Here is a 26,546-nt window from a genome sequence, read left to right as displayed (position 1 = left end):
GGTAGCGATGAATAGGCTGCCTACATGACCACAGACAGCCAGGGGAACAGCACTTCCGACCAGCCCGTCACCTTCATCAACGTCTTCGAGATCGACGAATCCGAGATCGACGGGTTCATCGCCGGATGGGAGAAGCGGGTCCGCCTCATGGCGGGAAAGCCGGGATTCCTCGACTCCCGCCTCCACAGGGCGCGTTCGACGGACTCCCGCTTCCAGCTCGTCAACGTCTCCCACTGGGAGAGCGAGGAGGCGTACACGGCCGCCACCGCCGACCCCGCCTTCGCCTCCCGCACCCAGGCCGCGCGCGACGAGGCCAAGGGGACGGTCACGCCGAACCCGGCGCTGTACGACGTCGCCGTCGAGGTCGCGGCGCCCTGGCCGTGCGCGGGTGACGAAGCGCCCCGATTGACCTAGCATGCGCCAAGTCCGGTGTACGCCGGGGAAGTCGGGGGTTCCGTCATGCGACTGCGCTTCACCACCGCTCTGCTGCTGACCGGCGTACTGCTCGGCGGCGCGGCACCTGTCACGGCGTACGCCGCGCCCGTCACGTCGTACGCCGCCTCGGCACAGTCCGCCGTCCCGGCGACGCACAGCGCGTCGGACACCACCGCGGCCGCCGCGCAGGCCGGCCCGACGACCGCCGAGCAGAAGCAGAAGCCGAAGCCGCGCAAGCACAAGAAGAAGGGCACGTCCTTCGGGCTGATCGGCGGGATCATCGCCGTCGTGTTCGTCCTCGTCGTCCTCATCACGTTCCTCGCGATGCGCCGCCGCCGGACGTAGGTCCGTCAATCACCTTCCCTTGACGCACAGTTCACGGCTCAATACCAGGGTTGCCCCGCACCACCCACGTCACCGACGACACCCTGGGGAGCCGCAGCATGTGTGAGGACGCCGTGCACGCCCAAGACCCCGTACGCCCCGTACCCAAGGGAATGAACCGGCGCGGACTGTTCGTGACGGGAGCCGCCGCCGCGCTTACGTTGAACAGCGTGAGCTTCGCCAGCGGCGCCGAGCGGCGCGACACCCCCTCCCCGGGGACCAAGGAGAAGAGGACGGTCCGCGGCACCCTGCCCACCGGATCGCCGGACTACGTGTACCTCCCGGTCGAAGTCCCGCGCGGCGTACGGGAGATCCACGTCGCGTACACCTACGAGAAGCCGACCGTCCCGGCCGGCACCGCGGGCAACGCCCTGGACATCGGCATCTTCGACGAGCGCGGCACGGAGCTCGGCGGCAGAGGCTTCCGCGGCTGGTCCGGCGGCGCGCGCACCGAGTTCTTCATCCGCGCGGACGAGGCCACGCCCGGCTACCTCCCGGGCCCGGTGAGGCCCGGCGAGTGGAACATCGCCCTCGGCCCCTACACCGTCGCCCCCGACGGCCTCCCGTACGAGGTGACGATCACCCTCACCTACGGGGAGTCCGGCAGGACGCCGAAGCCGTCCTACCCGCCCGAGCGCGCGAAGGGCCGCGGCCGCGCCTGGTACCGCGGCGACTGCCATCTGCACTCGGTGTACTCGGACGGCAGGCGCACCCTCGCCGAGATCGCCGCCCTCGCACGCGCCGCGGGCCTCGACTTCATCAACAGCTCGGAGCACAACACCCACTCCGCGCACGCCCATTGGGCCGATCTGGCGGGTGACGACCTGCTGATCATGCTCGGCGAGGAGGTCACGACCCGCAACGGCCACGTGGTCGCCCTCGGCGTGGACCCCGGCACGTTCGTCGACTGGCGCTACCGCGCGCGCGACAACCGCTTCGGCAGGTACGCGCGTCGGATCCGCGAGACGGGCGGCCTGGTCGTCCCCGCCCATCCGCACGCCACCTGCGTCGGCTGCAACTGGAAGTTCGGCTTCGGCGAGGCGGACGCGGTGGAGGTCTGGAACGGCCCGTACACCCCGGACGACGAGGTGTCGCTCGCCGACTGGGACAGCATGCTGGTCGCCTCGGTGCGGGGCGGGAAGCCGTGGATCCCGGCGATGGGCAACAGCGACGCGCACCGCGACCCGGACCGCATCGGCGGACCGCAGACGGTCGTGCTCGCCGACGACCTGACCCGCGAGGCCATCCAGGCGGGCATCCGCGAGGGCCGCTCCTACGTCGCCGAGTCGAAGGACGTGTCACTGGCCTTCACCGCAGCGGGCGGCAAGGGCGCCCACGCGGGCATCGGCGAGCGCCTCGCCGTCGACCGCGACGCCCCGGTCACGGTCCGCCTGGAGGTGACGGGCGCCCCCGGCCGCACGGTCCGCTTCGTCACCGACCAGGGCGTCCTGTTCACGAGCGCCGCGCTGCCGGAGTCCGGCACGGGGACGGTGGAGTGGCGCACGACGGCCTCTTACGCGGCGTACGTCCGGGCCGAGGTCCGCCACGCACCCGTCGTGCCGGGCCTGCCGGGTCCGCTGGCCGCGTTCACGAACCCGATCTTCCTGGGGCGCAGGGCGTAGTCGGTTCCGGCCGACGGATCGGATCTCGCGCCTGTCGCGCACCGGGACGACGAGGCGACGGGGCCGCCGGGGATCCCCGGCGGCCCATGCCGACCGCCCCGCACGCCCTCACCAGGTCTCCTCGAAGCGGCTCCGCAGCGGCAGGTGCGCCCACACCGTCTTGCCCGCCTCGCGTGGGCGCACGCCCCAGGTCTGGGCGACCGCGTCGACGACCAGCAGGCCGCGGCCCGCCGTGTCGTCCGGCTCCGGTTTCGTCATCTCCGGCATCCGCCACCGGCAGGAGTCCGAGACCTCGACCACGAGCACGGCGTCCCTGCGGCGCAGGGTCAGTTCGAAGAACTCCCCGATGCCCTTGGCGTGGACGACGGCGTTGGTGGCCAGCTCGCTGACGACCAGCGCGACGGTCTCGACGAGCCCTCGCAGCCTCCACTCCCCGAGCGTCACTTCGACGCACCGCCGAGCGGCGGCGACGGAGTCCCTGCGGAGGCGGAACCTCTGGGTACGCGTACGTCCGGACATGCGTCCTCCAGGGGACGGGCAGGCGGGGTCGTGATCACCATGCGCCGATCAGGCATCACGCCGAGTGACGCACCTCACGGTAGAGGGCGAGTCGATCAACGCGCAATCGAACTGGGAACGCAAAGTTGCGGGTGACGCCGTGCCGCCAACTCGCTGACATTCGCACGCAGTTGGCAGCAGACTGGCGGGAAGGAGTGGAGGAGGGTTCATGCCAGCAGGTGGGCGGCCGACGGTCCGCAGCCGGCGCCTCGGCGCCGCCCTCAGGAAGTACCGGGAGGCCGCGAAGCTCGATCAGCAGCACGCGGCGGATCACATCGTGGGGTCCAAGACCAAGGTAAGCCGCATCGAGGCCGGGCTGGTCTCCGCGCGGCCCGGAGACGTGCGGCTCATGCTGGAGCTGTACGGGGTCAGGGACCGCGAGGTGCAGGCCCGGTTAGAACAGCTGGCCAGGGACTCCCACCGGCGCGGATGGTGGATGGACTACCCCTTGGCCGCCGAGCCCGAGCACGCGGACATCATCACCCTCGAAGCGGACGCCACGTACATCCGCACCTGGCAGCCGCTCTTCGTCCCCGGCCTGCTGCAGACCGACGGCTATGTGCGCACGCTGATGGAGTCCGGCCTCACCGCCCACTCGCCCGAGGCGGTGGACGAGATGACGGCCATCCGGCAGAGGCGCAGACGCGTCATCGAGGAGGACGGCGCCCGGTTCGCGGCCGTGATCTGGGAGCCCGCGCTCACCTCCCCGATGCCGTCCCGCACCGTGCACCGCGAGCAACTGCTCCACATCCTGAACGTGGCCCGGCGCCAGAACGTCAGCGTCCAGGTGCTCCCGGCCACCGAGTGGCGGGGCGCCCACATGACGTCGCACTTCGTCCAGTTCACGTTCGGCCCGGAACCGGCGCCCGAGGTCGTCGCCGTCGACACGACGACGAGCACGGTCCTCTACGACGATCCGGCGGCCATGGCCGAGCACGCCCGGATCTTCGAGGCGCTCAGGTCCGCCGCCCTCACCCCGGACCGGACGCTGGCCTTCTTGCACGGGACGCTGCGGGACATCCCGGACACGGAGCACGAGAGCTGAGGCTCACCACAGGCCTCACCCCGGCCACACGATCGACTGCAGTTCGCTGTACGCGTGCAGGGCGTAGGAGCCGACGTCGCGGCCCACTCCGCTCTTCTTGAAGCCGCCGAACGGGGCCTCCATGTTGCGGGCGATCGTGTTGACGCCCACGCCGCCCGCCCGCAGCCGCCGCGCCACCCGGAAGGCGCGGGCCACGTCCCCCGACCAGACGTAGTCGATGAGGCCGAAGTCGCTGTCGTCGGCGAGGGCCAGCGCCGTCTCCTCCGCCTCCTCGGGGCCGTCCGCGTCGAAGGGGACGACGACCACCACCGGGCCGAAGATCTCCTCCCGCACCACCCGCATGTCGTTCGTGCAGTCGGCGAGGAGCGTCGGGGCGACGTAGAACCCCTTGGCGAACGACGGGCGTTCACCGCCCGCCACCACGCGCGCGCCCTCCTTGCGGCCCAGATCCACGTACGACTCGATCCGGTCCCGGTGCGCCGCAGAGATGACGGGGCCGACGACCGTCCCCTTCTCCCTCGGGTCACCGATCTTCAGGTAGCCGATGTACGCCGTCAGCTTCTCCAGCAGCCGCTCGTACACGCCCCGTTGGACGATGACCCGCGTCGGCGCCGTACAGATCTGGCCGCTGTAGAAGGAGAACGTCGTCCCGATCCCCGCCACCGCCGCGTCCAGATCCGCGTCGTCGAAGACGATCGCCGCGCCCTTGCCGCCCAGCTCCATCAGCTGCCGCTTCATGCCGCGCCCGCAGACCTCGCCGATCCGCTGTCCCACCGCCGTCGACCCGGTGAAGCTCACCATGTCGACGTCCGGCGAGTCGACCGCCGCCTCGCCCACGGCCACGTCCCGCCCCGAGACGACGTTGACCACGCCCGGCGGCACCCCCGCCTCCTCCAGCGCGGCCGCCATCCCGTACACCGACAGCGGATCCTGCGGCGCCGGTTTCACCACGACGGTGTTGCCCATGGCCAGCGCGGGCGCGACCTTGCCCGCCGGATTCGCCCACGGGTTGTTGTACGAGGTGATGCAGGTGACGACGCCGACAGGGCGGCGCAGCGCGAGCGCCCCCACGACGCCCGCCTTCCCCATCGGCCCGGCCTCGTTGATCTGCGGCGGCAACCCCGCCTCGACCGGTTCCAGGGCCCCCTTCGCGTACCGGTGGAAGCGGGCCACCGCCACCGCCACCTGCATGCCCCGCGCCGTCCCCGCCGTCGCCCCGCTCTCGGCGCAGGCCAGGTCGGCGTGCCGCTCGAAGTCCCTGCGCAAAACGGCCGCCGCGCGGTCCAGGATCGCCGCCCGCTCCTCGGGCGCCGTCCGCGACCAGCTCCCGAAGGCCTCCCGCGCCGCCGAGGCCGCCGCGCGGACCTGCGCCCCGCTCGCCTCGGGCGCGAGGCCGACGACCTCCTCGGTGGCGGGGTTCACCACCTCGTAGTGCCCGGCGTCCGGCTCGGTCCACTCGCCGCCGATGAACAGCCGCTGGTCCTTGGTCACTTGGTGCTCACCGTCCTGGTGTCGCGCCCCGACCGCAGCACCTGCCCCGGCACCGCGCCCGTCACCACGTCCCCGCGGATCGCCTCGACGCCGTTGACCCAGACCGCGTCGACGCCGATCGCCCTGGAGTCCAGGCGCGGGCTGTCGCCCGGCAGGTCGTGGACGAGCGTGGCCTTGCCCGCGTCGATCCGCTCCGGGTCGAAGAGGACGAGGTCGGCGTGGTAGCCCTCGGCGATCCTGCCGCGCTCGCGAAGCCCGAAGAGCCGCGCGGGGTCGTCGGTGAGCATCTTGACGGCCTGTTCGAGGCCCACCAGCTTGCGGCCGCGCAGACAGTCCCCGATGAACCGGGTCGTGTACGGGGCTCCGCACATGCGGTCCAGATGCGCGCCCGCGTCGGAGCCGCCCAGCATGACGTCCTCGTGCTGCCAGGCCTCCTGCCGCAGCGCCCAGGACTCCGCGTCGTTGTCGGTCGGCATCGGCCAAAGAACCGTACGCATCCCGTCGTTGGCACAGATCTCGACGAGGCACTCGAAGGGCTCCTGGCCGCGCTCGGCCGCGATGTCGCGCACCACGCGCCCGGTCAGGCCCTCGTTCGCCGCCGAGTACGTGTCCCCGATGACGTAACGGCCGAAGTCGGTGAGGCGCCGGAAGACGCCCGCCTCCTTGCTCGCCGCGCGCCGCAGCATCTCGGCGCGCACGTCCGGGTCCCGCAGCTTCCCGATGCGCTCGGGAACGGGCAGGCCGAGGATCTCGCCCCAGCCGGGGATGAGGTTGAGGGCGCAGAAGGTGCCGAGCGACATGTTCATGGGCGTGAGGATCGGCATGGTGAGGGCGACGATGCGGCCGCCGGCCTTGCGGGCGCGCTCGCTCGCGACGAGCTGGCGCGGCACGCGCTCGGGGACGGCGGAGTCGATGGTGAGGACGTTCCAGTTCAGGGGCCGTCCGGCCGCCGCGCTCATCTCCACGAAGAGGTCGATCTCGTCGTCGCTGAACTGGTCGAGGCAGCCCGCGACGATGGCCTCCAGCTGGGTGCCCTCGTGCTCGGCGACCGCGCGGGAGAGCGCGAGCAGTTCGTCGGGCTTGGCGTGCCGCGAGGCGACCGGCTGCCCGTCGCCGTCGGAGTGCGTGGAGGACTGGGTGGTGGACAGTCCCCAGGCGCCGGCGTCCATCGCCTCGTGGAAGAGGGCGAGCATCTCCTCCAGCTGCGCGGGCGTGGGCTGTCCACCGACCGCGTCGGCGCCCATCACGTACCGCCGCAGCGCGCAGTGTCCCACCATGAAACCGGCGTTGACGGCGATCCGGCCGTCCAGCGCGTCCAGGTACTCCCCGAACGAACTCCACGACCAGGGCGCGCCCTCTTCGAGCGCGACCAGCGACATGCCCTCCACCTTGGCCATCATCCGCCGCGTGTAGTCGGCGTCCTCGGGCCGCGCGGGGTTCAACGGGGCGAGGGTGAAGCCGCAGTTGCCGCCCGCGACGGTCGTCACGCCGTGGTTGAGCGAGGGCGTCGCGTACGGATCCCAGAACAGCTGCGCGTCGTAGTGGGTGTGCGGATCGACGAACCCGGGCGCGAGCACCCGTCCCCGGGCGTCCTCACTGGTCCGGGCCTCCTCGTCGACGGATCCCGGCTCGGCGACGACCGCGATCCGCCCGTCCCGTATGCCGACGTCGGCGACGCGCGCGGGGGCGCCGGTCCCGTCGACGACGGTGGCGCCCTTGATGAGGTGGTCGAGCATGGCGTTGTCCCTCCCTGTCCTGCGTGCTGCTGCTCTCGCTTGCTGGGGTGCGGTGCGGGGTGCGGGCGTGCCGGAACCCCGGCTTCCGTCCGGGAGGGGAAGCCGGGGTGGCTCTGGGGGTCAGGAACCCGCGGCCTGCCGGAAGCGCGTGGTGCGGTGCACCGGATCCGTGTCGATCTTCGGGATCACGTGCTCACCGATCAGCTTGATCGTGTTCATCGTGTCCTCGGGCGAGATCCCGATCGGCAGCCCGAAGCTGAGCTGGTCGGCCCCCGCCTGCTCCCACCGCTTGCACTGTTGGAAGACCTCGTCCGGGTCGCCGCAGATCATCAGCTCCTCGGCGATGAGCAGCTCGATGATCTCCTCGCTGTACTCGGGAAGGAGCTCGGGCCACTCGGGGATGCCCTCGGGCCGCGGGAAGGTGTCGTGGTAGCGGAAGAGCAGCGACTGGAGGTAGTTGAGGCCACCGCCGACCGCGATCTCCACGGCCTTCTTGTGCGTCTCGGCGCAGATCGCGGTGGACGTCACCATGACGTTGTCGTTGACGAAGTCGCCGATCGCCTGCGCCTCCTTGACCGCCGACTTGTAGGAGTCGACGACCCACTCCATGTCGGAGACCTTCTGCACGCTGAAACCGAGGACCCCGAGGCCCTTCTTCCCCGCCATCGCGTACGAGGAGGGGGACCCGGCGGCGTACCACATCGCGGGGTGGGACTTCCCGTACGGCTTGGGCAGGACCTTGCGCGGCGGCAGGGACCAGTGCTTGCCCTGGAAGCCGACGTACTCGTCCTGGAGCCACATCTTGGGGAACTCGGAGATGGTCTCTTCCCATATCTCCTTGGTGTGGTTCATGTCGGTGATGCCCGGCATGAAGCCGAGGATCTCGTGCGAACCGGCACCGCGCCCCGAGCCGAACTCGAAGCGTCCTTCGGAGAGATGGTCGAGCATGGCGACCTTCTCGGCGACCTTCACCGGGTGGTTGACCGGCGCCAGCGGGTTGAAGATGCCCGAGCCCAGGTGGATGCGGTCGGTCGCGTGCGCGAGGTATCCGAGGTAGACGTCGTTGGCGGAGAGGTGCGAGTACTCCTCAAGGAAGTGGTGCTCGGAGGCCCAGGCGTACTTGAACCCCGACTTGTCCGCCTGGATGACGTACTCGGTCTCCTCGATCAGCGCCTTGTGCTCCGCTTCGGGGTCGACCTTGGCCCGCTTTGCGGGCACGTATCCCTGTACAAAGAGACCGAATTCCAAGGAGGTTCACCGTCCTCGTGAGGTTCTGACGGTTTCTGACGACCCGTCAGATCGTGATGCGTCGACTGTTCCACCGGCCCGCCGGAGCGTCAATAGCTGACGCAGCGTCAGGGGCCCTGCGGCGCGGTCAGATGACGCTGACGCCCGCGAGCCAGCCGCCGTCGATGACGAACGGCTGCCCGGTGATGTACGCCGAGTCGTCCCCGGTCAGGAAGAGCGCGAGCGCGGCCACCTCCTGGGGCCTGCCGATCCGCCCGAGCGGCACGAGCTTCTTGTACAGCTCCGCGACCGCCTCGCCCGCGGCCTCGGGATCCGCCTCGGGGTCGAGCTGCGCGGGGTTGGTCATGGGGGTGTCGACCGCCCCCGGGCACACGGCGTTCACGCGGATGTTCCGCGCCGCGAGCTCCAGGGCGGCGACCCGGGTGAGCCCGAGCACCGCGTGCTTGGTCGCGGCGTACGCGCCGACGTACGCCATGCCCGTGAGGCCCGTGTAGGAGGCGGTGTTGACGATCGTGCCGCCGCCCGCGTCCCCGATCTCGGGGGCCACGGTGCGCATCCCCAGGAAGCAGCCGACCTGGTTGACCTGGACGACCTGCTGGAACTCCTCCAGCGGGGTGCTGACCAGCTCGTTGAAGCGCAGGATGCCGGCGTTGTTCACCAGGCCGTCGACCTTCCCGAAGGCGTCCTTGGCGGCGGCCACTGCCGCCTGCCAGTCGGCCTCCACGCCGACGTCCAGGTGGACGTAGAGGGCGGACCTCTCCCCCAGCTCCTCCGCGAGCGCCTTGCCCCGCTCGTCGAGGACGTCGGCGACGACGACCCTGGCGCCCTCCTCCACGAAGAGGCGCGCCTCCTGCTCGCCCTGCCCGCGCGCCGCGCCGGTCACGATGACGACGCGGCCGTCCAGCTTGCCCATGAGGTCACTCCCTGATCGCTGGTCGTTGAGCTGATCGCTAGTCATTGAGGTGCGGAGCGACGTCGGCGGCGAACGCCGCCATCTGGTCGGTGAGTTCGGCGCGGCTCCGGCTGCGGAACCGCACCTGGATCTGGTCGACGCCCATCGCGCCGTACGCCCGCAGCGACTCGGCGATGGCGTCCGGCTTCCCGGTGAGCGTGCGGCGCCCCACGGACCAGCCGGGCTCGCCGACGTACAGCGCCTCGGTGATGGCGCCGACCGTGATCGGCGCCGCGATGCCCGCCTCCTCCCGCAGCCGCCTGAGCCGGGCGATCTGCGCGGGCAGCCTGTCGCGCGGGTCGCCCTGCGGCAGCCAGCCGTCGGCCCTGGTCGCGGCCCTGCGCACGGCGGCGGGCGAGGAGCCGCCGACCCAGATCGGCACGCGCGTCTGGGCGGGGCGCGGCCGCTGGCCCAGGCCGCTGAACGCGTAGCGCTCGCCGTGGTGTTCGGGGTACTCCTCGGGCCCGAGGGCCGCCTTCAGGGCGTCGATGGTCTCGTCGAGCACGGGACCGCGCCCCTCGAAGTCGGCGCCGACCGCGGCGAACTCCTCCTGGACGTGCCCGGCGCCGACCCCGAGGATCAGCCGGCCGCCGCTGAGGTGGTCCACGGTCGCGTACTGCTTGGCGGAGACCAGCGGATGGCGCAGGCCCACGATCGCGACGTGGCTCATCAGGCGGACGTTCTCGGTGACGGCGGCGAGGAAGGAGAGGGTCGCCACGGGGTCGTACCAGACGGTGCTCATCGCCTCGGCGAGGCGGCGCGGGATGGCCACGTGGTCGCAGCTCGCCAGGTAGGCGAAGCCGGTGCGGTCGGCGGTGCGGGCGATCTCGGCGAGGTCGTCGACGCCCGCGGCCGCCTCCCACGGCTCCGCGTAGAGCGAGCTCTGGGACTGGACCGGGAGCTGCATTCCGTAGACGAGGCTCCCCACAGGAAAGGACCAGCCTTCGGCACCGCTCATGGGAAACCCCACCCCTCAGCTTGATCTGACGGAACGTCATATACGCCGACGGGACACATCGTGGTAGCTGACGGCTCGTCAGACAAGGGGTGGGGAGGCCCGCTTCGCACAGGCGGCGGGCGCGTCAGGACCGGACGCCGCCGGGGCCGGGCCACAGCCCGTCGTCCGTGAGCCCCAGCAGATCGATGGCGTTGCGCCGCACGATCCGGTCCACGACGTCCGGGTCCAGGTGTCCCATCTGCGCCTCGCCGACCTCGCGCGACTTGGGCCAAGTGGAGTCGGAGTGGGGGTAGTCGGTTTCGTACAGGACGTTCCCGACCCCGATGGAGTCGAGGTTCCTCAGGCCGAACGCGTCGTCGAAGAAGCAGCCGTACACATGGTCGGCGAAGAGCTCCGACGGCGGCCGCGTGACCTTGTCGGCGACGCCGCCCCACCCGCGGTTCTCCTCCCAGACCACGTCGGCGCGCTCCAGGATGTAGGGGATCCAGCCGATCTGCCCCTCCGCGTACATGACCCTCAGGTTCGGGAAGCGTTCGAACTTGCCGCTCATCAGCCAGTCGACCATCGAGAAGCAGCAGTTGGCGAAGGTGATGGTGGAGCCGACGGCGGGCGGCGCGTCCGCGGACGTCGACGGCATCCTGCTGCTCGACCCGATGTGCATGGCCACGACCGTGCCCGTCTCGTCGCAGGCCGCGAGGAAGGGGTCCCACGCGTCCGTGTGGATGGACGGCAGCCCCAGATGCGGCGGGATCTCGGAGAAGGCGACCGCCCGCACCCCGCGCGCCGCGTTGCGCCGCACCTCGGCGGCGGCCAGCTCGGGGTCCCACAGCGGGATGAGGGTGAGTGGTATGAGGCGCCCTCGGGCCTCGGGCCCGCACCACTCGTCCACCATCCAGTCGTTGTACGCGCGCACCCCGAGGAGCCCGAGCTCCCTGTCCTTGGCCTCGGTGAACGTCTGGCCGCAGAAGCGCGGGAAGGTGGGGAAGCAGAGGGCGGACTGGACGTGGTTGACGTCCATGTCGGCGAGCCGGTCGGGCACGCTGAACGACCCTGGCCGCATCTGCTCGTACGTGATGACCTCGAGCTTGATCTCGTCCCTGTCGTACCCGACGGCGGTGTCCAGGCGGGTGAGCGGGCGGTGCAGGTCCTCGTAGATCCACCAGTCCCCGATGGGGCCTTCGTCCCCTTTCTGCCCCATCACCGGGGCGAACTTGCCGCCCAGAAAGGACATTTCCTTCAGGGGTGCGCGCACGATCCGGGGGCCGCTGTCCTGGTACTTCGACGGGAGCCGGTCCCGCCAGACGTGGGGAGGCTCGACCGTGTGGTCGTCCACCGAGATGATCTTCGGGAAGGTCTCCGGGCTCTCCATGGTCTCCATGCGGCCCACGGTAGCGCCGATCTGACGACCCGTCAGCTACTCGTGCGCGGGCTCCTGGGACGCCCAGGACCGCCTCCCGGCCCCTTCGGGGACATTTCCTGGGGCGCCCGGGGGCAGAGAAGCCAAGTGGAACCTCGTGCGAGGACCCTGTGAGAGCCGTCTCGCACGGCTGACGCATCCGCCATGAACAAGGCAAACTGGCGGGGTGCAAGAACCGGGGCTCGACCGGGCGGCGACCGAAGCCCGTGCGGGACCCGGTTCCGGCACGACCGGGACAGGGGCCGAGCCCCGCGCCCCGGGCACGACCGACTACGGCAACACCGCGGGAAGCGCAGTTCCGCGGCCGGCATGACTGGGAACGGCAGGGCGGCAGGGGGAGCGATGGTCGATGTACCGCGAGTACCGGAGCAGCGGCGTCCGGCCTCGGGGAACGCCCCCGAGGAGCGGGCCGAGGGGCATCCCCCCGAGGCCCAGGCGTCGCGCTTCAGCGTGCTCGGACCGGTGCGCGCATGGCACGGCACGGAACAGCTCAACACCGGCTCCCCGCAGCAGCGGGCCCTCCTCGCGGCCCTCCTGCTGCGGGACGGGCGCACGGCCACGGCCGCGGAGCTGATCGACGCCCTCTGGGGCGAGGAGCCGCCGTCGCAGGCACTGGCTGCGGTACGTACGTACGCGTCCCGGCTGCGCAAGGTGCTGCCGCCCGGCGTCCTCGTCAGCGAGTCCGGCGGCTACTCCGTCCAGGTCGCGGACGGTGCGCTGGACCTCTCGGTGGCGGAGGACCTGTGGTCGGCGGCCGAGAAGGCCCGGAGCGTGGGCGACCTGTGCCAGGCGCGCACGTTGGTCAACGAGTCCCTGGGCCTGTGGGACGGCGAACCGCTCGCCGGCGTCCCCGGCCCCTACGCCGAGACCCAGCGCACCCGCCTCGACGAATGGCGCCTCCAGCTCATCGAGTCCCGCCTGGACATGGACCTGGAGCAGGGCTGCCACGCGGAGGCGGTCTCGGAACTGACCGCCCTGACCGCCGCGCACCCGCTCCGCGAGCGCCTGCGCGAGCTCCTGATGCTGGCCCTGTACCGCTCGGGACGCCAGGCCGAGGCCCTCGCGGTCTACGCGGACACGCGCCGCCTGCTCGCCGACGAGCTGGGCGTCGACCCGCGCCCCGGCCTCAAGGAGCTCCAGCAGCGCATCCTCCAGGCGGACCCGGCGCTCGCGGAACCCTCGGCGGCGGCCCCGGAACCGACGGCGACGGTGGTCCGCCCGGCCCAGCTCCCCGCCACCGTCCCCGACTTCACGGGCCGCGCCTCCTTCGTGGACGAACTGAGCGAGATCCTCTCCACCGCCGAGGGCCGTGTGATGGCGGTGTCGGCGCTCGCGGGCATCGGCGGCGTGGGCAAGACGACCCTGGCGGTCCACGTGGCGCACGTGGCCCGCACCCACTTCCCCGACGGCCAGCTGTACGTGGACCTGCAGGGCGCGGGGGCGCGGGCGGCGGAGCCGGAGACGGTCCTCGGCGCGTTCCTGCGGGCCCTCGGCACGGCGGACTCCGCGATCCCGGACTCCCTGGAGGAGCGGGCCGCGCTGTACCGCTCGGTCCTGGACGGCAGGCGGGTCCTGGTCCTCCTGGACAACGCGCGGGACGCGGCGCAGGTCCGCCCCCTGCTTCCCGGCATGGAGGGCTGCGCCGCCCTGGTGACCAGCCGCGTCCGGATGGTGGACCTGGCGGGCGCGCACCTGGTGGACCTGGACGTGATGTCCCCCGAGGAGGCCCTCCTCCTCTTCACCCGCATCGTCGGCGAGGAGCGGGTCACCTCCGAGCGGGAGGCGGCGCTGGACGTGGTGGCGGCGTGCGGCTTCCTTCCGCTGGCCATACGCATCGCGGCGTCCCGCCTGGCGGCGCGCCGCACCTGGACGGTCTCCACCCTCGCGGCGAAGCTGGCGGACGAGCGGCGGCGCCTGGACGAACTCCAGGCGGGCGACCTCGCGGTCAAGGCGACCTTCGAACTGGGCTACGGCCAACTGGAGCCGACCCAGGCCCGCGCGTTCCGCCTGCTGGGCCTCGCGGACGGCCCGGACCTGTCCCTCGCGGCGGCGGCCGCGGTCCTGGACCTCCCCCTGGAGGAGACCGAGGACATCCTGGAATCCCTGGTCGACACGTCCCTGGTGGAGTCCGCGGCCCCGGGCCGCTACCGCTACCACGACCTCGTCCGGCTCTACGCGCGTGCGTGCGCGGAACGGGACGAACAGCCGCCGAGCGAAAGGGAGGCGGCGATGTCGCGCCTCCTGGACTTCTATCTGGCGTCGGCGGCGCGGGTGTATGCGATCGAGCGGCCGGGTGACCGGACGGTGGACCACCTCGAAGTCACGGCCCACCTGGGCCAGGACTTCAGCGACGACACGAAGGCCTTGGACTGGCTCCACTCGGAGGCGGCGTGCATCTTGGCGTGCGTCCAGCAGTCCCTGGGCCCGCGAACGCTGCGGCGAGCGGTGGATCTGCTGCTGGCGTCGAAGGACCTGGCGGAGTCGGGGGCGAGTTCGCTCCGCTATGAACTGGCGACGTCGGCCGCGCGGGACGCGGCGGCGGCGCTGGGGGACGCGCATGCGGAGGGGAGGGCCAGGGTCACGCTCAGCCAAGTACTCGGCAATTCCGGCCGGTTCGACGAGGCCGCCCCCGAGGCCGACCGCGCCGCCGAGCTCGGGCCGCTCTCCAACGACCCCTGGACCAGGGGCAACGCCCCTAACGAGCAGGGAATCGTCGCGTACTGCCTGAATCAGCACCTGGCCAGTGAGGCGTACCTGCTCAAGGCGATCGAGGCCTTTCGCGCCGATGGCAACCGCGCGGGCGAAGCGAGCACCCTGTGCAACCTCTCGCGGGTCCTGGTGGCCTCGGGGCGCACATCCAAGGCGATTGATCTGGCACGCCAGGGAATGGCCATCTATGACGACCTCGGTCTCACCTTCCGGCTGGCCAACGCCAAGTACGCACTCGGGATCGGCCTGAGCCACGTCGGCCGCCACGCAGAGGCCCTCGACCAACTCACCGATGCCCTGCACGTGTTCGTGGAGAATCGCCAACGCCTTTGGGAAGGCACGACCTACTTCCGCATCGCTCAGGTCCACCTCTCCGCACAGCGGCCCGCCGCCGCGGCGCAGCACGCCGAGCAGGCCCTCACCACCGGCTGCATCGGCGGCGACTGGATGCGCGCCAACGTTCTCATGCTGCTCGGAAGGTCCCTCGACAACCTCGGACAGGCCGACCGGGCCCGGGCCTGCTGGCTCGAAGCCCTGTCGATCCACGAGCGGGCAGGAGCCCCGGAGACCGCCGAGGTACGAGGGCTCCTGTATCCCGTCGCGGCAGCCTGATACGGCCGACTCAGGCGTTCATCGAACGTTTATGAGTGACTGCCACTCTCTACGTATCGATCCGTCGCGTCGGGGGGCAGACGGGTCGCACTGGGCCCCACAGATAGGGTGAGCGGCCCTGGAACGCCCGTTCGGCGACCCTCGGGGGAGTTGCCGAGCGGGCGTTCTGCCCCAGCGAACCGTCTATCCCAAGGAGGCCGCGGTCATGAGTGACGCGAAGAAGAACGAGGAGATCACGACCAAGGGCGACAGCCACATCCCGGCTCCGCCGAAGGACGGCAAGATCACCACGCAGGGCGACAGCCACATCCCCGCCCCGCCGAAGGACGGCAAGATCACCACGCAGGGCGACAGCCACATCCCCGCCCCACCGAAGGACGCCTGAGACCTCATTCCCGACGGGGGACCGTTCGGCCGCGGCGGCGCGGAGGGGGAGCCGCCGCGGCCGACGCATGTTCGGGATGTCGGGGCCAACTTGTCGCCCTATCATCACTTTTCGGGAAATGCTCGAACATACTCCCGGATTTAACTAGGGTCACTTGGCGTAGGAAGTTCCCCCCGCTTTATAGGAGTTGGAATGATCCGCACGAAGAAGATGCTGGTCTCTATCGCCATCGCCGCCGCAGCGACCGGCATAGCGGCGTCCCCGGCATTCGCCGACAGCCACCTGCCGACTCCTCCGGGGGACGGGCACACTCCGGTCGCACCGCTGAGCGACAGCCACCTCCCTGTGGCGCCGCAGGGCGACAGTCACCTTCCCACTCCCCCGCAGGGCTGACGCACAAGCGCACCCCGACCAAACGGGGCCGAGCCCACCGCTCGGCCCCGTCACGCTCTCAGCGCCCCGCGAGCAGACCCCGCAGCGAAGCCTTCAGCGCCGTCACGAACGTTTTCCGCGTCTCCTCGTCCAAGAGGTCGAGGGACAGGTACGGGTTCAGGTCCTCCAGCTCCACCAGAAGCAGCTCACCACCCCGCGTCCGGCACGCGTCGACCCGCTGGATCCCGTGATCGATCGTGTTCCAGTCGACGAAGCGCTGGGCGAAGGACAGGTCCTCGGCCGTGGGGACGTACCGCTCCAGACGCCACCGCGCGGCAGGGTCCGGCGCGTACAGGGCGTACTGGAAGGTGCGGTCGACGAAGTAGAACGAGACCTCGTACGTGAAGTCGACGCATGGCTGGATCAAGACCCCGGAGGGGTCCGGGCTCAGTGTCGACAGACCCTCCGCGGTCACGAACTCCAGGCCTATCGAGTCCGCGCCCAGCTGAGGCTTGACCACGTACGTCTCCGTCTCCGGGAGACGACCCACGTCACGCGGGTCGTCCACGGTCGGGATCACCGGATACCCCGCGGCCGTCAGGTCGAGCAGATACCGCTTGCCGACCATGTCCGCCCGGCCGGTCAGCTGGTTGTAGACCCGCGCCCCGCACGCCGCCGCGCGCCGCGTGAAGTCGTCCCACCGCTCCTGGTAGCCGATGACCGGTCCGCTGTTGCGGACCACGACCGCGTCGAAGGCACCGGTCTCCATCAGGGCCGCCGCGTCCAGCGGATGGCACAGGGCGACGTCGAAGTCCTCGCGGAGGCGGGCGGCGAGGTGGATGTCCTCGTCGCAGTAGCGGCGGCCTTTGGCCTGGTAGGCGAGGTCGGTGACGAAGAGGACGCGGGCGCGGTGCGGTGGTGCGGTGTTCATCGCCCCATCGTGTCAGCCGCCCGCGGCTCGGCATCGGCCGCCCGCGGCACCCGCAATATCCGTGGACAGCCCCGCCCCGCGCAGCACATAGTTCCGCCCATGACTTCTCTCGTGCGCCACCTCACGTTCGACTGTCACGACGCCTACCGCCAGGGCACGTTCTGGGCCGAGGTACTCGGCGGGAAGCTCGCCGACGACGACTTCCCCGGTGACCCGGAGGCCCTGGTGAAGGCCGACGGCATCACGCTGCTCTTCGTGACCGTGCCGGACACCAAGACCGTCAAGAACCGCGTGCACGTCGACCTCCAGCCGCAGGACCGCACCCGCGACGAGGAGGTCGAGCGGATCCTCGCGCTCGGCGCGACCCTGTTCGAGGACCACCGCAGGCCCAACGGCCGCGGCTGGGTCACCCTCACCGACCCCGAGGGCAACGAATTCTGCGTGGAGTGCGCCGAGGCCGAGCGGGCGGCGATCATCGCGGCCGAGAACGCGTGACGCAGGGAGGCGGGGAGCCCTGCCCCCGCGCCGCCTCCCGCAGCTCCCCCTTCACCACCTTGCCGCTCGCGTTCCTCGGCAGCTCCGCCACGAACTCGACCGACCTCGGCACCTTGTAGTTCGCCATCTCCCGCCGCGACCACGCCATCAGGTCGTCCGCGGTGACCACGGAGCCCGGGCGCCGCACCACGTACGCCTTGCCGACCTCGCCGAGGCGCGGGTCGGGCACGCCGATCACCGCGACGTCCGCCACCGCGGGGTGCACGCCCAGGAGTTGCTCTATCTCGGCGGGATAGGCGTTGAAGCCGCCGACGATGAACATGTCCTTGATCCGGTCGGTGATGCGGAGGTTGCCCTCCTCGTCGAGCACGCCCACGTCGCCCGTCCGCAGCCAGCCGTCGGGCGTGAGGGCCTTCTTCGTCTCGGACGGGTCCTCGAAGTAGCCCCGCATGACGTTGTGCCCGCGGACCAGGACCTCGCCCGGGTGGCCGGGCGCCTGCGCCGCCCCCGACGGCGCCACCACCCGCACCTCCGTGTCCGGGATGGCGCGGCCCGACGTCGCCGCGATGACCTCGGCCGGGTCGCCGCGGCGGCACATCGTGACGATGCCGCTCGCCTCCGAAAGCCCGTACGCCGTGAGGACGGTGGCGATGCGCAGCTCCGTCCGCAGCCGTTCCACAAGCCGCAGCGGCACCACCGCGGCGCCGGTCACCACGAGCCGCAGCGCCGACAGGTCGTGCTGGTCGCGGGCGGGGTGGTCCAGGATCGACTGGTGCAGGGTGGGTGGGCCAGGCAGCACCGAGATGCGCTCCGCGGCCACGTTCGCCAGGACCGTGTCCACGTTGAAGACCGGCTGCGGCACCATCGTCGCGCCCCGCATCAGGCAGGCGATGATCCCCGCCTTGTAGCCGAAGGTGTGGAAGAAGGGGTTCACGATCAGATAGCGGTCCCCCTCGCACAGCCCCGCCAGCTCGCTCCACACGTCGTAGCAGCGCAGCGTCTGCGCGTGGGTGATGACGGCCCCCTTCGGGCGGCCCGTCGTGCCCGACGTGAAGATGATGTCCGAGGGCGCCGAACCCTCCACCGAAGCCCCCCGCGCGCGGACCGCGTCGCCGGACACCCCTTCCCCGTCGGCCAGGAAGTCCTTCCAGGTGCGGAAGTCCTCGGGGGCGTCGTCGGCGAGCACGATCACCTGGTCGAGGTGCGGCAGCCCCGGCAGCGGCCCGTCCCCCGCCCCCTCGCCCGCCGCCCGGCGCAGCGAGGCGACGTACGACGTGCCGAGGAACGTACCGGTGACGAACAGGAGCTTCGCCCGGCTGCGCGCCAGGACGTAGGCCGCCTCGGCGCCCTTGAAGCGGGTGTTGAGCGGGACGAGCACCGCGCCGGCCGAGACCGCGCCGAGCGCGGAGACGATCCAGTCGAGGGTGTTCGGCGCCCAGACGGCGACGCGGTCACCGGGCTCGACGCCGTTCGCCATACAGGCGGCCGCGGCCCGCGCCACGCGCTCGCCGAGCTCCCGGTACGTCACGCGGGTACGGCCCTCGACGACCGCCTCCCGCTCGGCGTACCGCTCGGCGGACGCCCGCACGAGTCCGGGGATGCCGCCCCACTCCAGGTCGCCGCGCATAGCAAGCCCTCCCGACGCAGTAGCTGACTATCCGTCAGATTAGCTGTAGCCTGACGCGCTGTCAGCAGTGGGGACACGCTCGCGAGACGGCGGAGGTTCCGTTGCCCATGGGCTCAATCAAGGACGCTACAGCGATAGTCGGGATCGGTCAGACCCCCTTCGCCAAACAACTCCCGGACAGCGAGAAGACGTTGGCGTGCAAGGCGATTCTCGCCGCCCTCGCCGACGCGGGCATAGCCCCTTCCGAGGTCGACGCCTTCGCCTCGTACACGATGGAGGAGACCGACGAGGTCGAGGTCGCCAAGGCCATCGGCGCGGGCGACGTGACCTTCTTCAGCAAGGTCGGCTACGGCGGCGGCGGTTCCTGCGCCACCGTCGCGCACCTCGCGTCGGCCATCGCCACCGGGCAGGCGAGCGTGGGCGTCGCCTGGCGCTCGCGCAAGCGCGGCAGCGGCCCGCGCCCCTGGAAGAACACCACCGTCCAACTCCCCACGCCCGCCCAGTGGACGCGCCCCTTCGGGCTGCTCCGCCCGGCCGACGAGATCGCCATGCTGGCCCGCCGCCACATGCACGAGTACGGCACGACCCGCGACCACCTCTTCAACGTCGCCCTCGCCTGCCGCAACCGCGCCAACCAGAACCCGGCCGCGATGATGTACGAGCGCCCGCTGACCCGCGACATGTATATGACCTCGCGCTGGATCAGCGAGCCGCTCTGTCTCTTCGACAACTGCCTCGAGACGGACGGCGCGTTGGCGTGCGTGATCGTCTCGGCCGAGCGGGCGCGCGACTGCCGCAGCAAGCCCGTGTACGTCCACTCCGCCGCGCAGGGCCTGCCCGCGCAGCACCACGGAATGGTCAACTACTGGAACGACGACCCGCTCTCGGGTCCTTCCTGGACGGCGGCCCGACACCTGTGGAAACAGGCGGACTTCGGCCCTCAGGACGTGGACGTCGCCCAGATATACGACGCCTTCACCCCGCTCATCCCGCTCTCCCTGGAGGGCTACGGCTTCTGCGGCCGCGGCGAGGGCGGCGCGTTCACCGAGGGCGGCGCCCTGGAGAGCGGCGGCCGCCTCCCCATCAACACGGGCGGCGGCGGCCTCTCGGAGGCCTACGTCCACGGCTTCAACCTGATCAACGAGGGCGTGAAGCAGCTGCGGGGCACGTCCACGGCCCAGGTGCCGAACGCGTCAACGTGCCTGGTGACAGCGGGAGAAGGGGTCCCCACGTCGGCGATCCTGCTGCGCTCTCCGTAAAGGGACCGCGCCCTGCAAGGGGCGCGGGGAACCGCGCGAGCAACCACAGACAACCCGCACCCGCAAAAGGACACCGACATGGCAGACGCGACGGCGAATCCCGAACCCCTTCTGACGCCCGCCCGAGACGACGACGGCGCCCCCTTCTGGGAGTACGCCGCCCGAGGCGAACTCCGGATACAGGCATGCGCGCAGCCCGACTGCGCGGAGCTCCGGTTCCCGCCGCGGCCCTGCTGCCCCCACTGCCAGTCCTTCGACAGCGAATGGCGCAGGATGAGCGGACGGGGCCGCATCTGGTCCTATGTCTTCCCGCACCCCCCACTGCTCCCCGCCTACGCGGAACAGGCCCCGTACAACGCGATCGTCGTCGAACTCGCCGACGCCCCCCGCATCCGTCTGGTCGGCAACCTGGTCGCGTCCCCCGACGCCCCGCTGAACTCGGTCGACCCGGACCGGCTCCGGATCGGCGCGAAGGTCCAGGTCGTCTTCGCGGAGGTCGGCGGCGTCGTGGTGCCGCGCTGGATCCTGGAGCGCCCGTGAGCGCGCTGCGCAGGACCACGGACAACGACACGGGCGTGGCGGTCCTGACCCTGGACCGCCCCGAGCGGCACAACGCGATCGACCTGGAGACCGCGGCCGAACTGGCTGCCGCCTGGCGGGAGTTCCGCTTCGACGACACCGTACGGGCGGTGGTCGTGACCGGCGCGGGCGACAAGGCGTTCTGCACCGGCATCGACCGCGGCGCGGAGGTCCCCCAGCCGAACTCGCCGTACACGATCGACGATCCGCTCATCGCGATCGGCCCGAAGGCGAACGACCTCTGGAAGCCGGTGATCGCCGCGGTCAACGGCATGGCCTGCGGCGGCGCCTTCTACCTCCTGGGCGAGGCGGAGTTCGTCGTCGCGGACGAACACGCCACGTTCTTCGACCCGCACACCACGTACGGCATGGTCAGCGCCTACGAGACGATCCACATGGCGCAGCGCATGCCGTTCGGCGAGGTCGCCAGGATGGCCCTGATGGGCACGGCCGAGCGGGTCAGCGCACGGCGCGCGTACGAGACGGGCCTGGTCTCCGAACTGACCGAGCCGGGCGGCGCGTCGGCGGCGGCGGTCCGCGCCGCCGAGACCATCGCCGCGTACCCCACGGAGGCGGTGCAGGGCACCGTGCGGGCCGTCTGGTCGGCGAAGGAGGCGGCCCGCACCCAGGCCCTGGCGCACGCGCCCCACCTGATCGCCCTGGGGAACCTGCCGCCGGACCGCCAGGCGGAACTGTTCGAGCAGCGCGGGAGCGGCGGGTTCCGTACGAGGTGACGAGGCCTCGTCGCATGGCGAGGGTCACGCACCCGGCGTAGCGTCGATCTTGAGAGGCGCGTCAGGAACCGTGCACGCACGAGGAGGCCCGACATGGTCCGCAACGTCCTCGGGTCGATCCTCGCTCTCATCGGAGCGACGGCCGCCGTATGGAGCCCCTTCCAAGCCTGGTACGACGGCCGTCACGGGCGTGACTTCCGCGTCGAGGAGCTCTTCTCCGGCGCCGGGATCACGGACGCCGAGGCCGAGCTCTTCGGCTCGCTCTTCCTGCCCTTCGCCTTCGCGGCGCTGGTGACGCTGGCCGGCCTGGTGCTGCGGTCACGGCTCCTGGTGGCGCTCGCGGGCGTGCTCGTGCTCGGCTTCACCGTGCTGTGGATGGTCCGCCAGGGCCAGGCCGAGGGCAGCCTGACCGTCTCCGGCGACGGCTCGGGCCTCGGCCAGGGGCTCCTGAACAGCTTCGGGGGCGGGGTGTTCCTGCTCCTGGGCGCGGCCGTGATGAGCGGTCGCGCCACCCGCCGCACGGCTCCGGAGCCGGCCCCCACGGTCCCCACCCTGGACGGCGACGACTGGCCGCCGCCGCAGCAGGCCCCGGATCCCCCGCACCGCTCCTAGGTCCGGGACGACGTCCCCGTCCCCCGCTCCGCGTCCAGCGCGTACACGCAGCGGTCCTTGCTGCACGCGTACACCACGCCGTCCCGTACCACGGGTGCCCCGGTGATCTCGCCGCCCGTGGCCAGCTTCCAGCGGAGGCGGCCATCGTCCGCCTTCAGCGTGTACAGGAGGTGGTCCGTGGAGCCGAAGTGGATCCGCCGGTCGGCGACCACGGGCGCGCCCACGACCTCGCCGCCCGCCTGGAACCGCCACTTCGGCGTGCCCGTCACCGCGTCGAGGGTGTAGAGGCCCTTGCCGCTGCCCACGTGGACGTGGCCGTCCGCGACGAGGACCGGTTCGATCGAGGAGCGGGACTCCGTTGCGATGCGCCAGCGGTCGCGGCCGTCCGTGGCGTCCAGGGCGTACACCGTGCCGAGGTAGTCGGCGAGGTACACGCCGCCGCCCGTCACGGCGGGGCCCGGCGCGAAGGCGGGCGGGCAGAGGAAGGCCGCAGGGGCCTCGAAGTGCCAGCGGACATGGCCGCTCACCACGTCGATCGCCAGCACGCGGGTGCCCGCGGCCACGTACACGTACCCGTCCTGGGCCTGGGTGAGCCGCACCGGCACGCCACCGCAGGACGCGGCGTCGCCCACGGGGTAGGACCAGCGCTCCTCGCCGGTCCTGGCCTCCAGGGCGCGCAGGCGGGCGTCCTTCCAGACGTAGACCGTGCCGTCGAACACGGCGGGCCCGGCCTCCGGCGTCTCGAAGTCGGTCTGCGCCCCGGTGATCTCCCAGAGCTTCTCGCCGTTGACCGCCTCCCAGGCCTGGACGCCGCCGCCGCGGGTGCCGGTGACGACGGTGCCGCGGTCGGCCTGGAGGGAGTACACCCAGGCGTCGGTCGGCAGGCGCCACAGGTCGGAGCCGTCGGCGCCGTCCAGGGCGTAGAGCGTCGGGCCGTCGGAGGCGTGGATGCGGCCGTCGGCGACCGCCATCGACCAGGCGACGTCCCGCGTCTTGAAGCTGCGGCGGCCCGTGGAGACGTCCAGGGCGTGGACCTCGAAGGACGTGACGTAGACCAGGTTCCCGGCCACCGCGGGCGTGCCCCACACGTCGTTCGACATGCGGAAGCGCCACGGCCGCCACGACGTGGTGCCCGGGTCGGGCGACGCGGCGGGCGCGGGGACGGAGGGCGCGGCGGGCGCGACGCCGTTGGCCGCGCCCTTGGGCGTCGAGGAGCGCGACCAGGACGCGGCGAGCCCGGAGTCGCCGGGCACCGCGGCCGAGCGGGCGTCGGCCACCCGGGGACCGGGGCCGATCGGCACCTGCGCGCCCGCGAGCCGCACGGGCCCCGCGTCGGGCGTGACCGCGAACGGCGCCTGGGACGGCGCGGGCGGCGGCTGCTGCGGCGGGGGCGGCGCCGTGACGGGTGCGGCGGCGGACGGGGCAGGGGCGGCACCGCGACCGCCGCTGCGCCCGGCGGCGGCCGGGACCCTGGCCGGCGGGCGGCCGCCCCTGCGGGCCTCGATGAGCGCGACGGCCCGCTCCGGCAGCCAGGCGGAGGCCGTGCCGCTGTCGTCGTTGTCGGCGCTCTCGGAGGCGAAGAGGTGCGGGGCGAGCTGCGCCTGGAGGTCGCCGGGGGTGGGCCGCAGGGCGGCCTCCATCTGCATGCAGGACTCGATGAGGGGCCGCAGCTCGTCCGGCAGGCCCTCCAGGTCGGGACCTTCGCGCAGCAGCATGAAGACCGTCTCGACGGGGTTGGCGCCGTGGAACGGCGCGTGCCCGGTGGCGGCGAAGACGAGGGTCGAGCCGAGCGAGAAGACGTCGCTCGCGCCGGTCACGCTGCGCGAGTCCTTGGCCTGCTCGGGCGACATGTACGCGGGCGTGCCCACGGCGACGTTCGTCATGGTCAGGCGCGTGTTCGAGACGCCGGACGCGATGCCGAAGTCGATCACGCGCGGCCCGTCCTCCACGACGAGGACGTTGGACGGCTTGAGGTCGCGGTGGACCAGGCCCGCGCCGTGGATGGACTCCAGGGCCTCGGCCACGCCCGCCGCGAGCCAGCGCACCGCCTGGGTGGGCAGGGGCCCGTGTTCATTCACTATTTCTTCGAGCGAGGGCGCGGGGACGTACGCGGTGGCGAGCCAGGGCACGGCGGCCCGCGGATCGGCGTCCACCACAGCGGCCGTATAGAAACCGGACACGGCGCGTGCGGCCTCGACCTCGCGCGTGAAGCGGACGCGGAACAGCTGGTCCTCGGCGAGCTCGGTCCGCACCGTCTTGATCGCCACGCGCCGCCCCGACGCGGAGCGCGCGAGATAGACCAGGCCCATGCCACCGGCGCCGAGTCGCCCGAGGACCTCGAACGGGCCGATCCGCCTCGGATCGTGCTGCGTCAGCTGATCCACCACTTGCCCTGCCACCTCCCCGTACGCGGCCGCCGAAGAAGACAGCCCCGTGCAGCGTCTCACCACCGAGCCGCTACGGCGGCACGCACCCTGATTCTTCCTGTCCGAGGCGGCGGTGGCGAACCCGGGGCGGGATCGGGGTGTCTACGGACAAATCACCGGTCGGCCTGTCCTACAGATCGTGTCGACCTGCCCCATAGATCCCGTCGCCGATCCACTCGCCCCGGCGCCCAGGTCCCGCAGAACCGTCCTACAAGGTCCTGGCGCCCCTTCCCGCAGGCCCTGCCGCCCTTCCTACAGATCCTGCAGCACCGCGAATCTCGCCCCTTGATCGTCCGTGAGCACGGCGAACCGTCCGTACGGAGTGTCGAGGGGCGGCGCCTGCACGCGCCCGCCGAGCCGGGTCGCCGCCTCGGCCGTCGCGTCGGCGTCGGCGACATTGAAGTAGACGAGGAAGTGCGCGGGCATCTCGGCGGGGACGGAGTCCGCGAGCAGGGCGCGCCCGCCGATCGCCGTGTCCGGGCCCGGCTCGGTCCCCGCGGGCGACCAGATGCGGAAGCTCTCGCCGCCGAGGTCCAGGTCGAGGCCGCCGTATCCGAAGACGCCCTCGTAGAAGGGGTCGACCAGGCTCGTGTCGCGGGAGTACACCTCGGCCCAGCAGAACGACCCGGGCCGCCGCTGCCTGCCGAAACCGCGGTGCGTGCCGCCCTGCCAGAGCCCGAAGACCGCGCCCTCGGGGTCGGCGGCCAGCGCCATCGTCCCGAAGGGCCCGACCGGCATGGCCTCCATGATCATCGAGCCCCCCGCCCCCTTGATCCGCTCGGCGAGCGCGGCGGCGTCGGGCGTGGCCAGGTAGACCGTCCACACGGTGGGCATGCGGCCGTCCGCCTTGGGCGCGAGTGCGGCGACGGGCCGGCCTTCGCCGTACGCCTGGGCGTAGTGCCCGTACTCCGGGCCCGCGCCTTCGTCGAAGGTCCACCCGAAGAGCGCACCGTAGAACCGCTTGCCGCCCTCCACGTCCGGGAGCATCGCGTCGACCCAGCAGGGCACGCCCTCCGCGAATGCGCCCCCTGTGTCCCGCTCTGCGTAGTCCATGTCAGTCAAGCTAGCCGCACGCCACCGCGCCCGCAGCGCGTCGATTCGAACATTTGGTCAATTCTTACGGGGTGAGCCCTCCGCCGCTCTCACGCGCCCCAACCCCATTTGCACTCGGCCGAATCGCGCTCCGATCACCCCTCGGTAAGCTGACGGCATGACAGGACAGGTACGTACCGTCGACGGCCGCGTGGCCGGTCGACGAGGTCAGGCGACGCGTCAGAAGCTGCTCGACTGCCTCAGCGAGATGCTCAGCTCCTCGCCCTACCGGGACGTCAAAGTCATCGACGTCGCCCGGAAGGCGGGGACTTCACCCGCGACCTTCTACCAGTACTTTCCGGACGTCGAAGGTGCCGTCCTGGAGATCGCGGAGCAAATGGCCGCCGAGGGCGCCGAGTTGACCCAGCTGCTCGACGGGCGCTCGTGGGTCGGCAAGGCCGGCTGGCAGACCTCCCAGGATCTGGTCGACGGCTTCCTCGACTTCTGGCGCAGGAACGACGCGATCCTCCGGGTCGTCGACCTGGGCGCCGCCGAGGGCGACAAGCGCTTCTACAAGATCCGGATGAAGATCCTCAACTCGGTCAACAACTCCCTTACGGACACCGTGAAGGAGCTGCAGGCCAAGGGCAAGGTCGACAAGGACGTCAGCCCGGCCGCGATGGCGGGCTCCCTGGTCGCGATGCTCGCCGCGGTCGCCTCGCACCAGCGCGGCTTCCAGACGTGGGGCGTGAAGCAGGCCGAACTGAAGCCGAATCTGGCGATGTTGGTGCATTTGGGCGTGACCGGGAAGAAGCCGACGAAGTAGCCCCGGCGGGCTCCCGTTCTCTTGTCCTGTCTGCCCGGCGGCGGATCACTTCGGTGATCCGCCGCTGTGGTCTCCAGGGCTTCGGGGCTTCGATCGCCGGC

At 71.5% G+C, this 26,546-nt stretch carries 23 protein-coding genes and 1 pseudogene; 13 read left to right on the top strand and 11 right to left on the bottom strand.

From position 1 onward, the window contains the following. Positions 1-24: 24 nt before the first annotated feature. The 3 genes from ACZ4D5_RS30950 (at position 25) to ACZ4D5_RS30940 (ending at position 2,441) form a co-directional block, all read left to right on the top strand. A complete protein-coding gene (locus tag ACZ4D5_RS30950; RefSeq protein ID WP_467775755.1) occupies positions 25-414 on the top strand; it encodes an antibiotic biosynthesis monooxygenase family protein in 390 nt (129 codons plus the stop codon). 45 nt (positions 415-459) lie between these two features. Continuing rightward, the gene (locus tag ACZ4D5_RS30945; protein WP_467775754.1) at positions 460-780 is read left to right on the top strand and encodes a hypothetical protein; all 321 of its coding nucleotides are present in this window, start codon (positions 460-462) and stop codon (positions 778-780) included. A 98-nt stretch (positions 781-878) separates the two neighbouring features. Continuing rightward, complete coding sequence (locus ACZ4D5_RS30940) at positions 879-2,441, top strand: CehA/McbA family metallohydrolase (protein WP_467776031.1); 1,563 nt, start codon at positions 879-881, stop codon at positions 2,439-2,441. Positions 2,442-2,549: 108 nt separating this feature from the next. On the opposite strand, the gene ACZ4D5_RS30935 is transcribed toward ACZ4D5_RS30940, so the two are convergent. After that, positions 2,550-2,960: an ATP-binding protein gene (locus tag ACZ4D5_RS30935; RefSeq protein ID WP_467775753.1), complete on the bottom strand. Its 411-nt coding sequence runs from the start codon at positions 2,958-2,960 to the stop codon at positions 2,550-2,552. 208 nt (positions 2,961-3,168) lie between these two features. Here ACZ4D5_RS30935 and ACZ4D5_RS30930 point away from each other — a divergent pair, with 208 nt between their 5' ends. Then, positions 3,169-4,044, top strand: coding sequence for a helix-turn-helix domain-containing protein (locus ACZ4D5_RS30930; protein ID WP_467775752.1), 876 nt, complete (start codon positions 3,169-3,171; stop codon positions 4,042-4,044). Between the two features lie 15 nt (positions 4,045-4,059). On the opposite strand, the gene ACZ4D5_RS30925 is transcribed toward ACZ4D5_RS30930, so the two are convergent. The 6 genes from ACZ4D5_RS30925 to ACZ4D5_RS30900 all read right to left on the bottom strand — a co-directional run bounded on the left by ACZ4D5_RS30925 (position 4,060) and on the right by ACZ4D5_RS30900 (position 11,798). Continuing rightward, the gene (locus tag ACZ4D5_RS30925) at positions 4,060-5,535 is read right to left on the bottom strand and encodes an aldehyde dehydrogenase family protein (RefSeq protein ID WP_467775751.1); all 1,476 of its coding nucleotides are present in this window, start codon (positions 5,533-5,535) and stop codon (positions 4,060-4,062) included. After that, the gene (locus ACZ4D5_RS30920) at positions 5,532-7,271 is read right to left on the bottom strand and encodes an N-acyl-D-amino-acid deacylase family protein (protein WP_467775750.1); all 1,740 of its coding nucleotides are present in this window, start codon (positions 7,269-7,271) and stop codon (positions 5,532-5,534) included. The genes ACZ4D5_RS30925 and ACZ4D5_RS30920 overlap by 4 nt, the downstream gene beginning before the upstream one ends. A 120-nt stretch (positions 7,272-7,391) precedes the next feature. Continuing rightward, complete coding sequence (locus ACZ4D5_RS30915) at positions 7,392-8,519, bottom strand: LLM class flavin-dependent oxidoreductase (protein WP_467775749.1); 1,128 nt, start codon at positions 8,517-8,519, stop codon at positions 7,392-7,394. 127 nt (positions 8,520-8,646) lie between these two features. After that, complete coding sequence (locus ACZ4D5_RS30910; RefSeq protein WP_467775748.1) at positions 8,647-9,432, bottom strand: SDR family NAD(P)-dependent oxidoreductase; 786 nt, start codon at positions 9,430-9,432, stop codon at positions 8,647-8,649. Between the two features lie 37 nt (positions 9,433-9,469). Further along, entirely contained in the window at positions 9,470-10,429 is a 960-nt protein-coding gene (locus tag ACZ4D5_RS30905; protein ID WP_467775747.1) for a TIGR03619 family F420-dependent LLM class oxidoreductase, read from the bottom strand. 124 nt (positions 10,430-10,553) lie between these two features. Further along, the gene (locus tag ACZ4D5_RS30900; RefSeq protein ID WP_467776030.1) at positions 10,554-11,798 is read right to left on the bottom strand and encodes an amidohydrolase family protein; all 1,245 of its coding nucleotides are present in this window, start codon (positions 11,796-11,798) and stop codon (positions 10,554-10,556) included. A 390-nt stretch (positions 11,799-12,188) separates the two neighbouring features. Between ACZ4D5_RS30900 and afsR the strand changes: the two genes are divergently transcribed. The 3 genes from afsR to ACZ4D5_RS30885 all read left to right on the top strand — a co-directional run bounded on the left by afsR (position 12,189) and on the right by ACZ4D5_RS30885 (position 15,945). Then, positions 12,189-15,167 (top strand): SARP-family global regulator AfsR, encoded by a 2,979-nt coding sequence (afsR, locus tag ACZ4D5_RS30895; RefSeq protein ID WP_467775746.1) that lies wholly within the window; start codon positions 12,189-12,191, stop codon positions 15,165-15,167. A 205-nt stretch (positions 15,168-15,372) separates the two neighbouring features. After that, a complete protein-coding gene (locus ACZ4D5_RS30890; RefSeq protein WP_467775745.1) occupies positions 15,373-15,552 on the top strand; it encodes a sigma-like protein in 180 nt (59 codons plus the stop codon). A 192-nt stretch (positions 15,553-15,744) separates the two neighbouring features. After that, a complete protein-coding gene (locus tag ACZ4D5_RS30885) occupies positions 15,745-15,945 on the top strand; it encodes a hypothetical protein (protein ID WP_467775744.1) in 201 nt (66 codons plus the stop codon). Positions 15,946-16,003: 58 nt separating this feature from the next. On the opposite strand, the gene ACZ4D5_RS30880 is transcribed toward ACZ4D5_RS30885, so the two are convergent. Next, positions 16,004-16,855 (bottom strand): ATP-grasp domain-containing protein, encoded by an 852-nt coding sequence (locus ACZ4D5_RS30880; RefSeq protein ID WP_467775743.1) that lies wholly within the window; start codon positions 16,853-16,855, stop codon positions 16,004-16,006. A gap of 99 nt (positions 16,856-16,954) precedes the next feature. Here ACZ4D5_RS30880 and ACZ4D5_RS30875 point away from each other — a divergent pair. Continuing rightward, positions 16,955-17,329, top strand: a pseudogene (locus ACZ4D5_RS30875) (VOC family protein); the annotation flags it as partial. On the opposite strand, the gene ACZ4D5_RS30870 reads toward ACZ4D5_RS30875, so the two are convergent. Then, complete coding sequence (locus tag ACZ4D5_RS30870) at positions 17,328-18,977, bottom strand: FadD3 family acyl-CoA ligase (protein ID WP_467775742.1); 1,650 nt, start codon at positions 18,975-18,977, stop codon at positions 17,328-17,330. The pseudogene ACZ4D5_RS30875 and the gene ACZ4D5_RS30870 overlap by 2 nt on opposite strands. Before the next feature lie 107 nt (positions 18,978-19,084). Between ACZ4D5_RS30870 and ACZ4D5_RS30865 the strand changes: the two genes are divergently transcribed. The 4 genes from ACZ4D5_RS30865 (at position 19,085) to ACZ4D5_RS30850 (ending at position 22,161) form a co-directional block, all read left to right on the top strand. Further along, positions 19,085-20,236 (top strand): lipid-transfer protein, encoded by a 1,152-nt coding sequence (locus ACZ4D5_RS30865; RefSeq protein WP_467775741.1) that lies wholly within the window; start codon positions 19,085-19,087, stop codon positions 20,234-20,236. Positions 20,237-20,314: 78 nt separating this feature from the next. Continuing rightward, on the top strand, positions 20,315-20,776 hold the full coding sequence (locus ACZ4D5_RS30860) for a Zn-ribbon domain-containing OB-fold protein (RefSeq protein ID WP_467775740.1): 462 nt from the start codon (positions 20,315-20,317) through the stop codon (positions 20,774-20,776). Further along, positions 20,773-21,549, top strand: a complete 777-nt coding sequence (locus ACZ4D5_RS30855; protein WP_467775739.1) for an enoyl-CoA hydratase/isomerase family protein — start codon at positions 20,773-20,775, stop codon at positions 21,547-21,549. Before ACZ4D5_RS30860 ends, ACZ4D5_RS30855 begins: the two co-directional genes overlap by 4 nt. 93 nt (positions 21,550-21,642) lie before the next feature. Continuing rightward, complete coding sequence (locus ACZ4D5_RS30850) at positions 21,643-22,161, top strand: hypothetical protein (RefSeq protein ID WP_467775738.1); 519 nt, start codon at positions 21,643-21,645, stop codon at positions 22,159-22,161. Here the strand turns inward: ACZ4D5_RS30850 and afsK are convergent. Both afsK and kbpA read right to left on the bottom strand, forming a co-directional pair. Next, a complete protein-coding gene (gene afsK, locus ACZ4D5_RS30845) occupies positions 22,158-24,548 on the bottom strand; it encodes a protein serine/threonine kinase AfsK (protein WP_467775737.1) in 2,391 nt (796 codons plus the stop codon). The two genes, ACZ4D5_RS30850 and afsK, sit on opposite strands and share 4 nt — an antisense overlap. A 291-nt stretch (positions 24,549-24,839) precedes the next feature. Continuing rightward, on the bottom strand, positions 24,840-25,640 hold the full coding sequence (gene kbpA / locus ACZ4D5_RS30840) for an AfsK-binding protein KbpA (RefSeq protein ID WP_467775736.1): 801 nt from the start codon (positions 25,638-25,640) through the stop codon (positions 24,840-24,842). A gap of 157 nt (positions 25,641-25,797) precedes the next feature. Between kbpA and ACZ4D5_RS30835 the strand changes: the two genes are divergently transcribed. Then, the gene (locus ACZ4D5_RS30835) at positions 25,798-26,445 is read left to right on the top strand and encodes a TetR family transcriptional regulator (RefSeq protein ID WP_467775735.1); all 648 of its coding nucleotides are present in this window, start codon (positions 25,798-25,800) and stop codon (positions 26,443-26,445) included. Positions 26,446-26,546 lie beyond the last annotated feature (101 nt).

The organism is Streptomyces sp. NPDC025651 (assembly GCF_055558735.1).
This window is presented reverse-complemented; position numbering and strand designations above follow the sequence as displayed.

Coding starts and splice junctions, on each gene's coding strand:
- afsR (WP_467775746.1), top strand. CDS start 12,189: ATGGTCGATGTACCGCGAGTACCGGAGCAGCGGCGTCCGGCCTCGGGG.
- ACZ4D5_RS30880 (WP_467775743.1), bottom strand. CDS start 16,855: ATGAACACCGCACCACCGCACCGCGCCCGCGTCCTCTTCGTCACCGAC.
- ACZ4D5_RS30890 (WP_467775745.1), top strand. CDS start 15,373: ATGAGTGACGCGAAGAAGAACGAGGAGATCACGACCAAGGGCGACAGC.
- ACZ4D5_RS30910 (WP_467775748.1), bottom strand. CDS start 9,432: ATGGGCAAGCTGGACGGCCGCGTCGTCATCGTGACCGGCGCGGCGCGC.
- ACZ4D5_RS30945 (WP_467775754.1), top strand. CDS start 460: ATGCGACTGCGCTTCACCACCGCTCTGCTGCTGACCGGCGTACTGCTC.
- ACZ4D5_RS30835 (WP_467775735.1), top strand. CDS start 25,798: ATGACAGGACAGGTACGTACCGTCGACGGCCGCGTGGCCGGTCGACGA.
- ACZ4D5_RS30950 (WP_467775755.1), top strand. CDS start 25: ATGACCACAGACAGCCAGGGGAACAGCACTTCCGACCAGCCCGTCACC.
- ACZ4D5_RS30935 (WP_467775753.1), bottom strand. CDS start 2,960: ATGTCCGGACGTACGCGTACCCAGAGGTTCCGCCTCCGCAGGGACTCC.
- ACZ4D5_RS30930 (WP_467775752.1), top strand. CDS start 3,169: ATGCCAGCAGGTGGGCGGCCGACGGTCCGCAGCCGGCGCCTCGGCGCC.
- ACZ4D5_RS30860 (WP_467775740.1), top strand. CDS start 20,315: ATGGCAGACGCGACGGCGAATCCCGAACCCCTTCTGACGCCCGCCCGA.
- ACZ4D5_RS30920 (WP_467775750.1), bottom strand. CDS start 7,271: ATGCTCGACCACCTCATCAAGGGCGCCACCGTCGTCGACGGGACCGGC.
- ACZ4D5_RS30905 (WP_467775747.1), bottom strand. CDS start 10,429: ATGAGCGGTGCCGAAGGCTGGTCCTTTCCTGTGGGGAGCCTCGTCTAC.
- kbpA (WP_467775736.1), bottom strand. CDS start 25,640: ATGGACTACGCAGAGCGGGACACAGGGGGCGCATTCGCGGAGGGCGTG.
- ACZ4D5_RS30900 (WP_467776030.1), bottom strand. CDS start 11,798: ATGGAGAGCCCGGAGACCTTCCCGAAGATCATCTCGGTGGACGACCAC.
- ACZ4D5_RS30850 (WP_467775738.1), top strand. CDS start 21,643: ATGGTCCGCAACGTCCTCGGGTCGATCCTCGCTCTCATCGGAGCGACG.
- ACZ4D5_RS30940 (WP_467776031.1), top strand. CDS start 879: ATGTGTGAGGACGCCGTGCACGCCCAAGACCCCGTACGCCCCGTACCC.
- ACZ4D5_RS30885 (WP_467775744.1), top strand. CDS start 15,745: ATGATCCGCACGAAGAAGATGCTGGTCTCTATCGCCATCGCCGCCGCA.
- ACZ4D5_RS30870 (WP_467775742.1), bottom strand. CDS start 18,977: ATGCGCGGCGACCTGGAGTGGGGCGGCATCCCCGGACTCGTGCGGGCG.
- ACZ4D5_RS30865 (WP_467775741.1), top strand. CDS start 19,085: ATGGGCTCAATCAAGGACGCTACAGCGATAGTCGGGATCGGTCAGACC.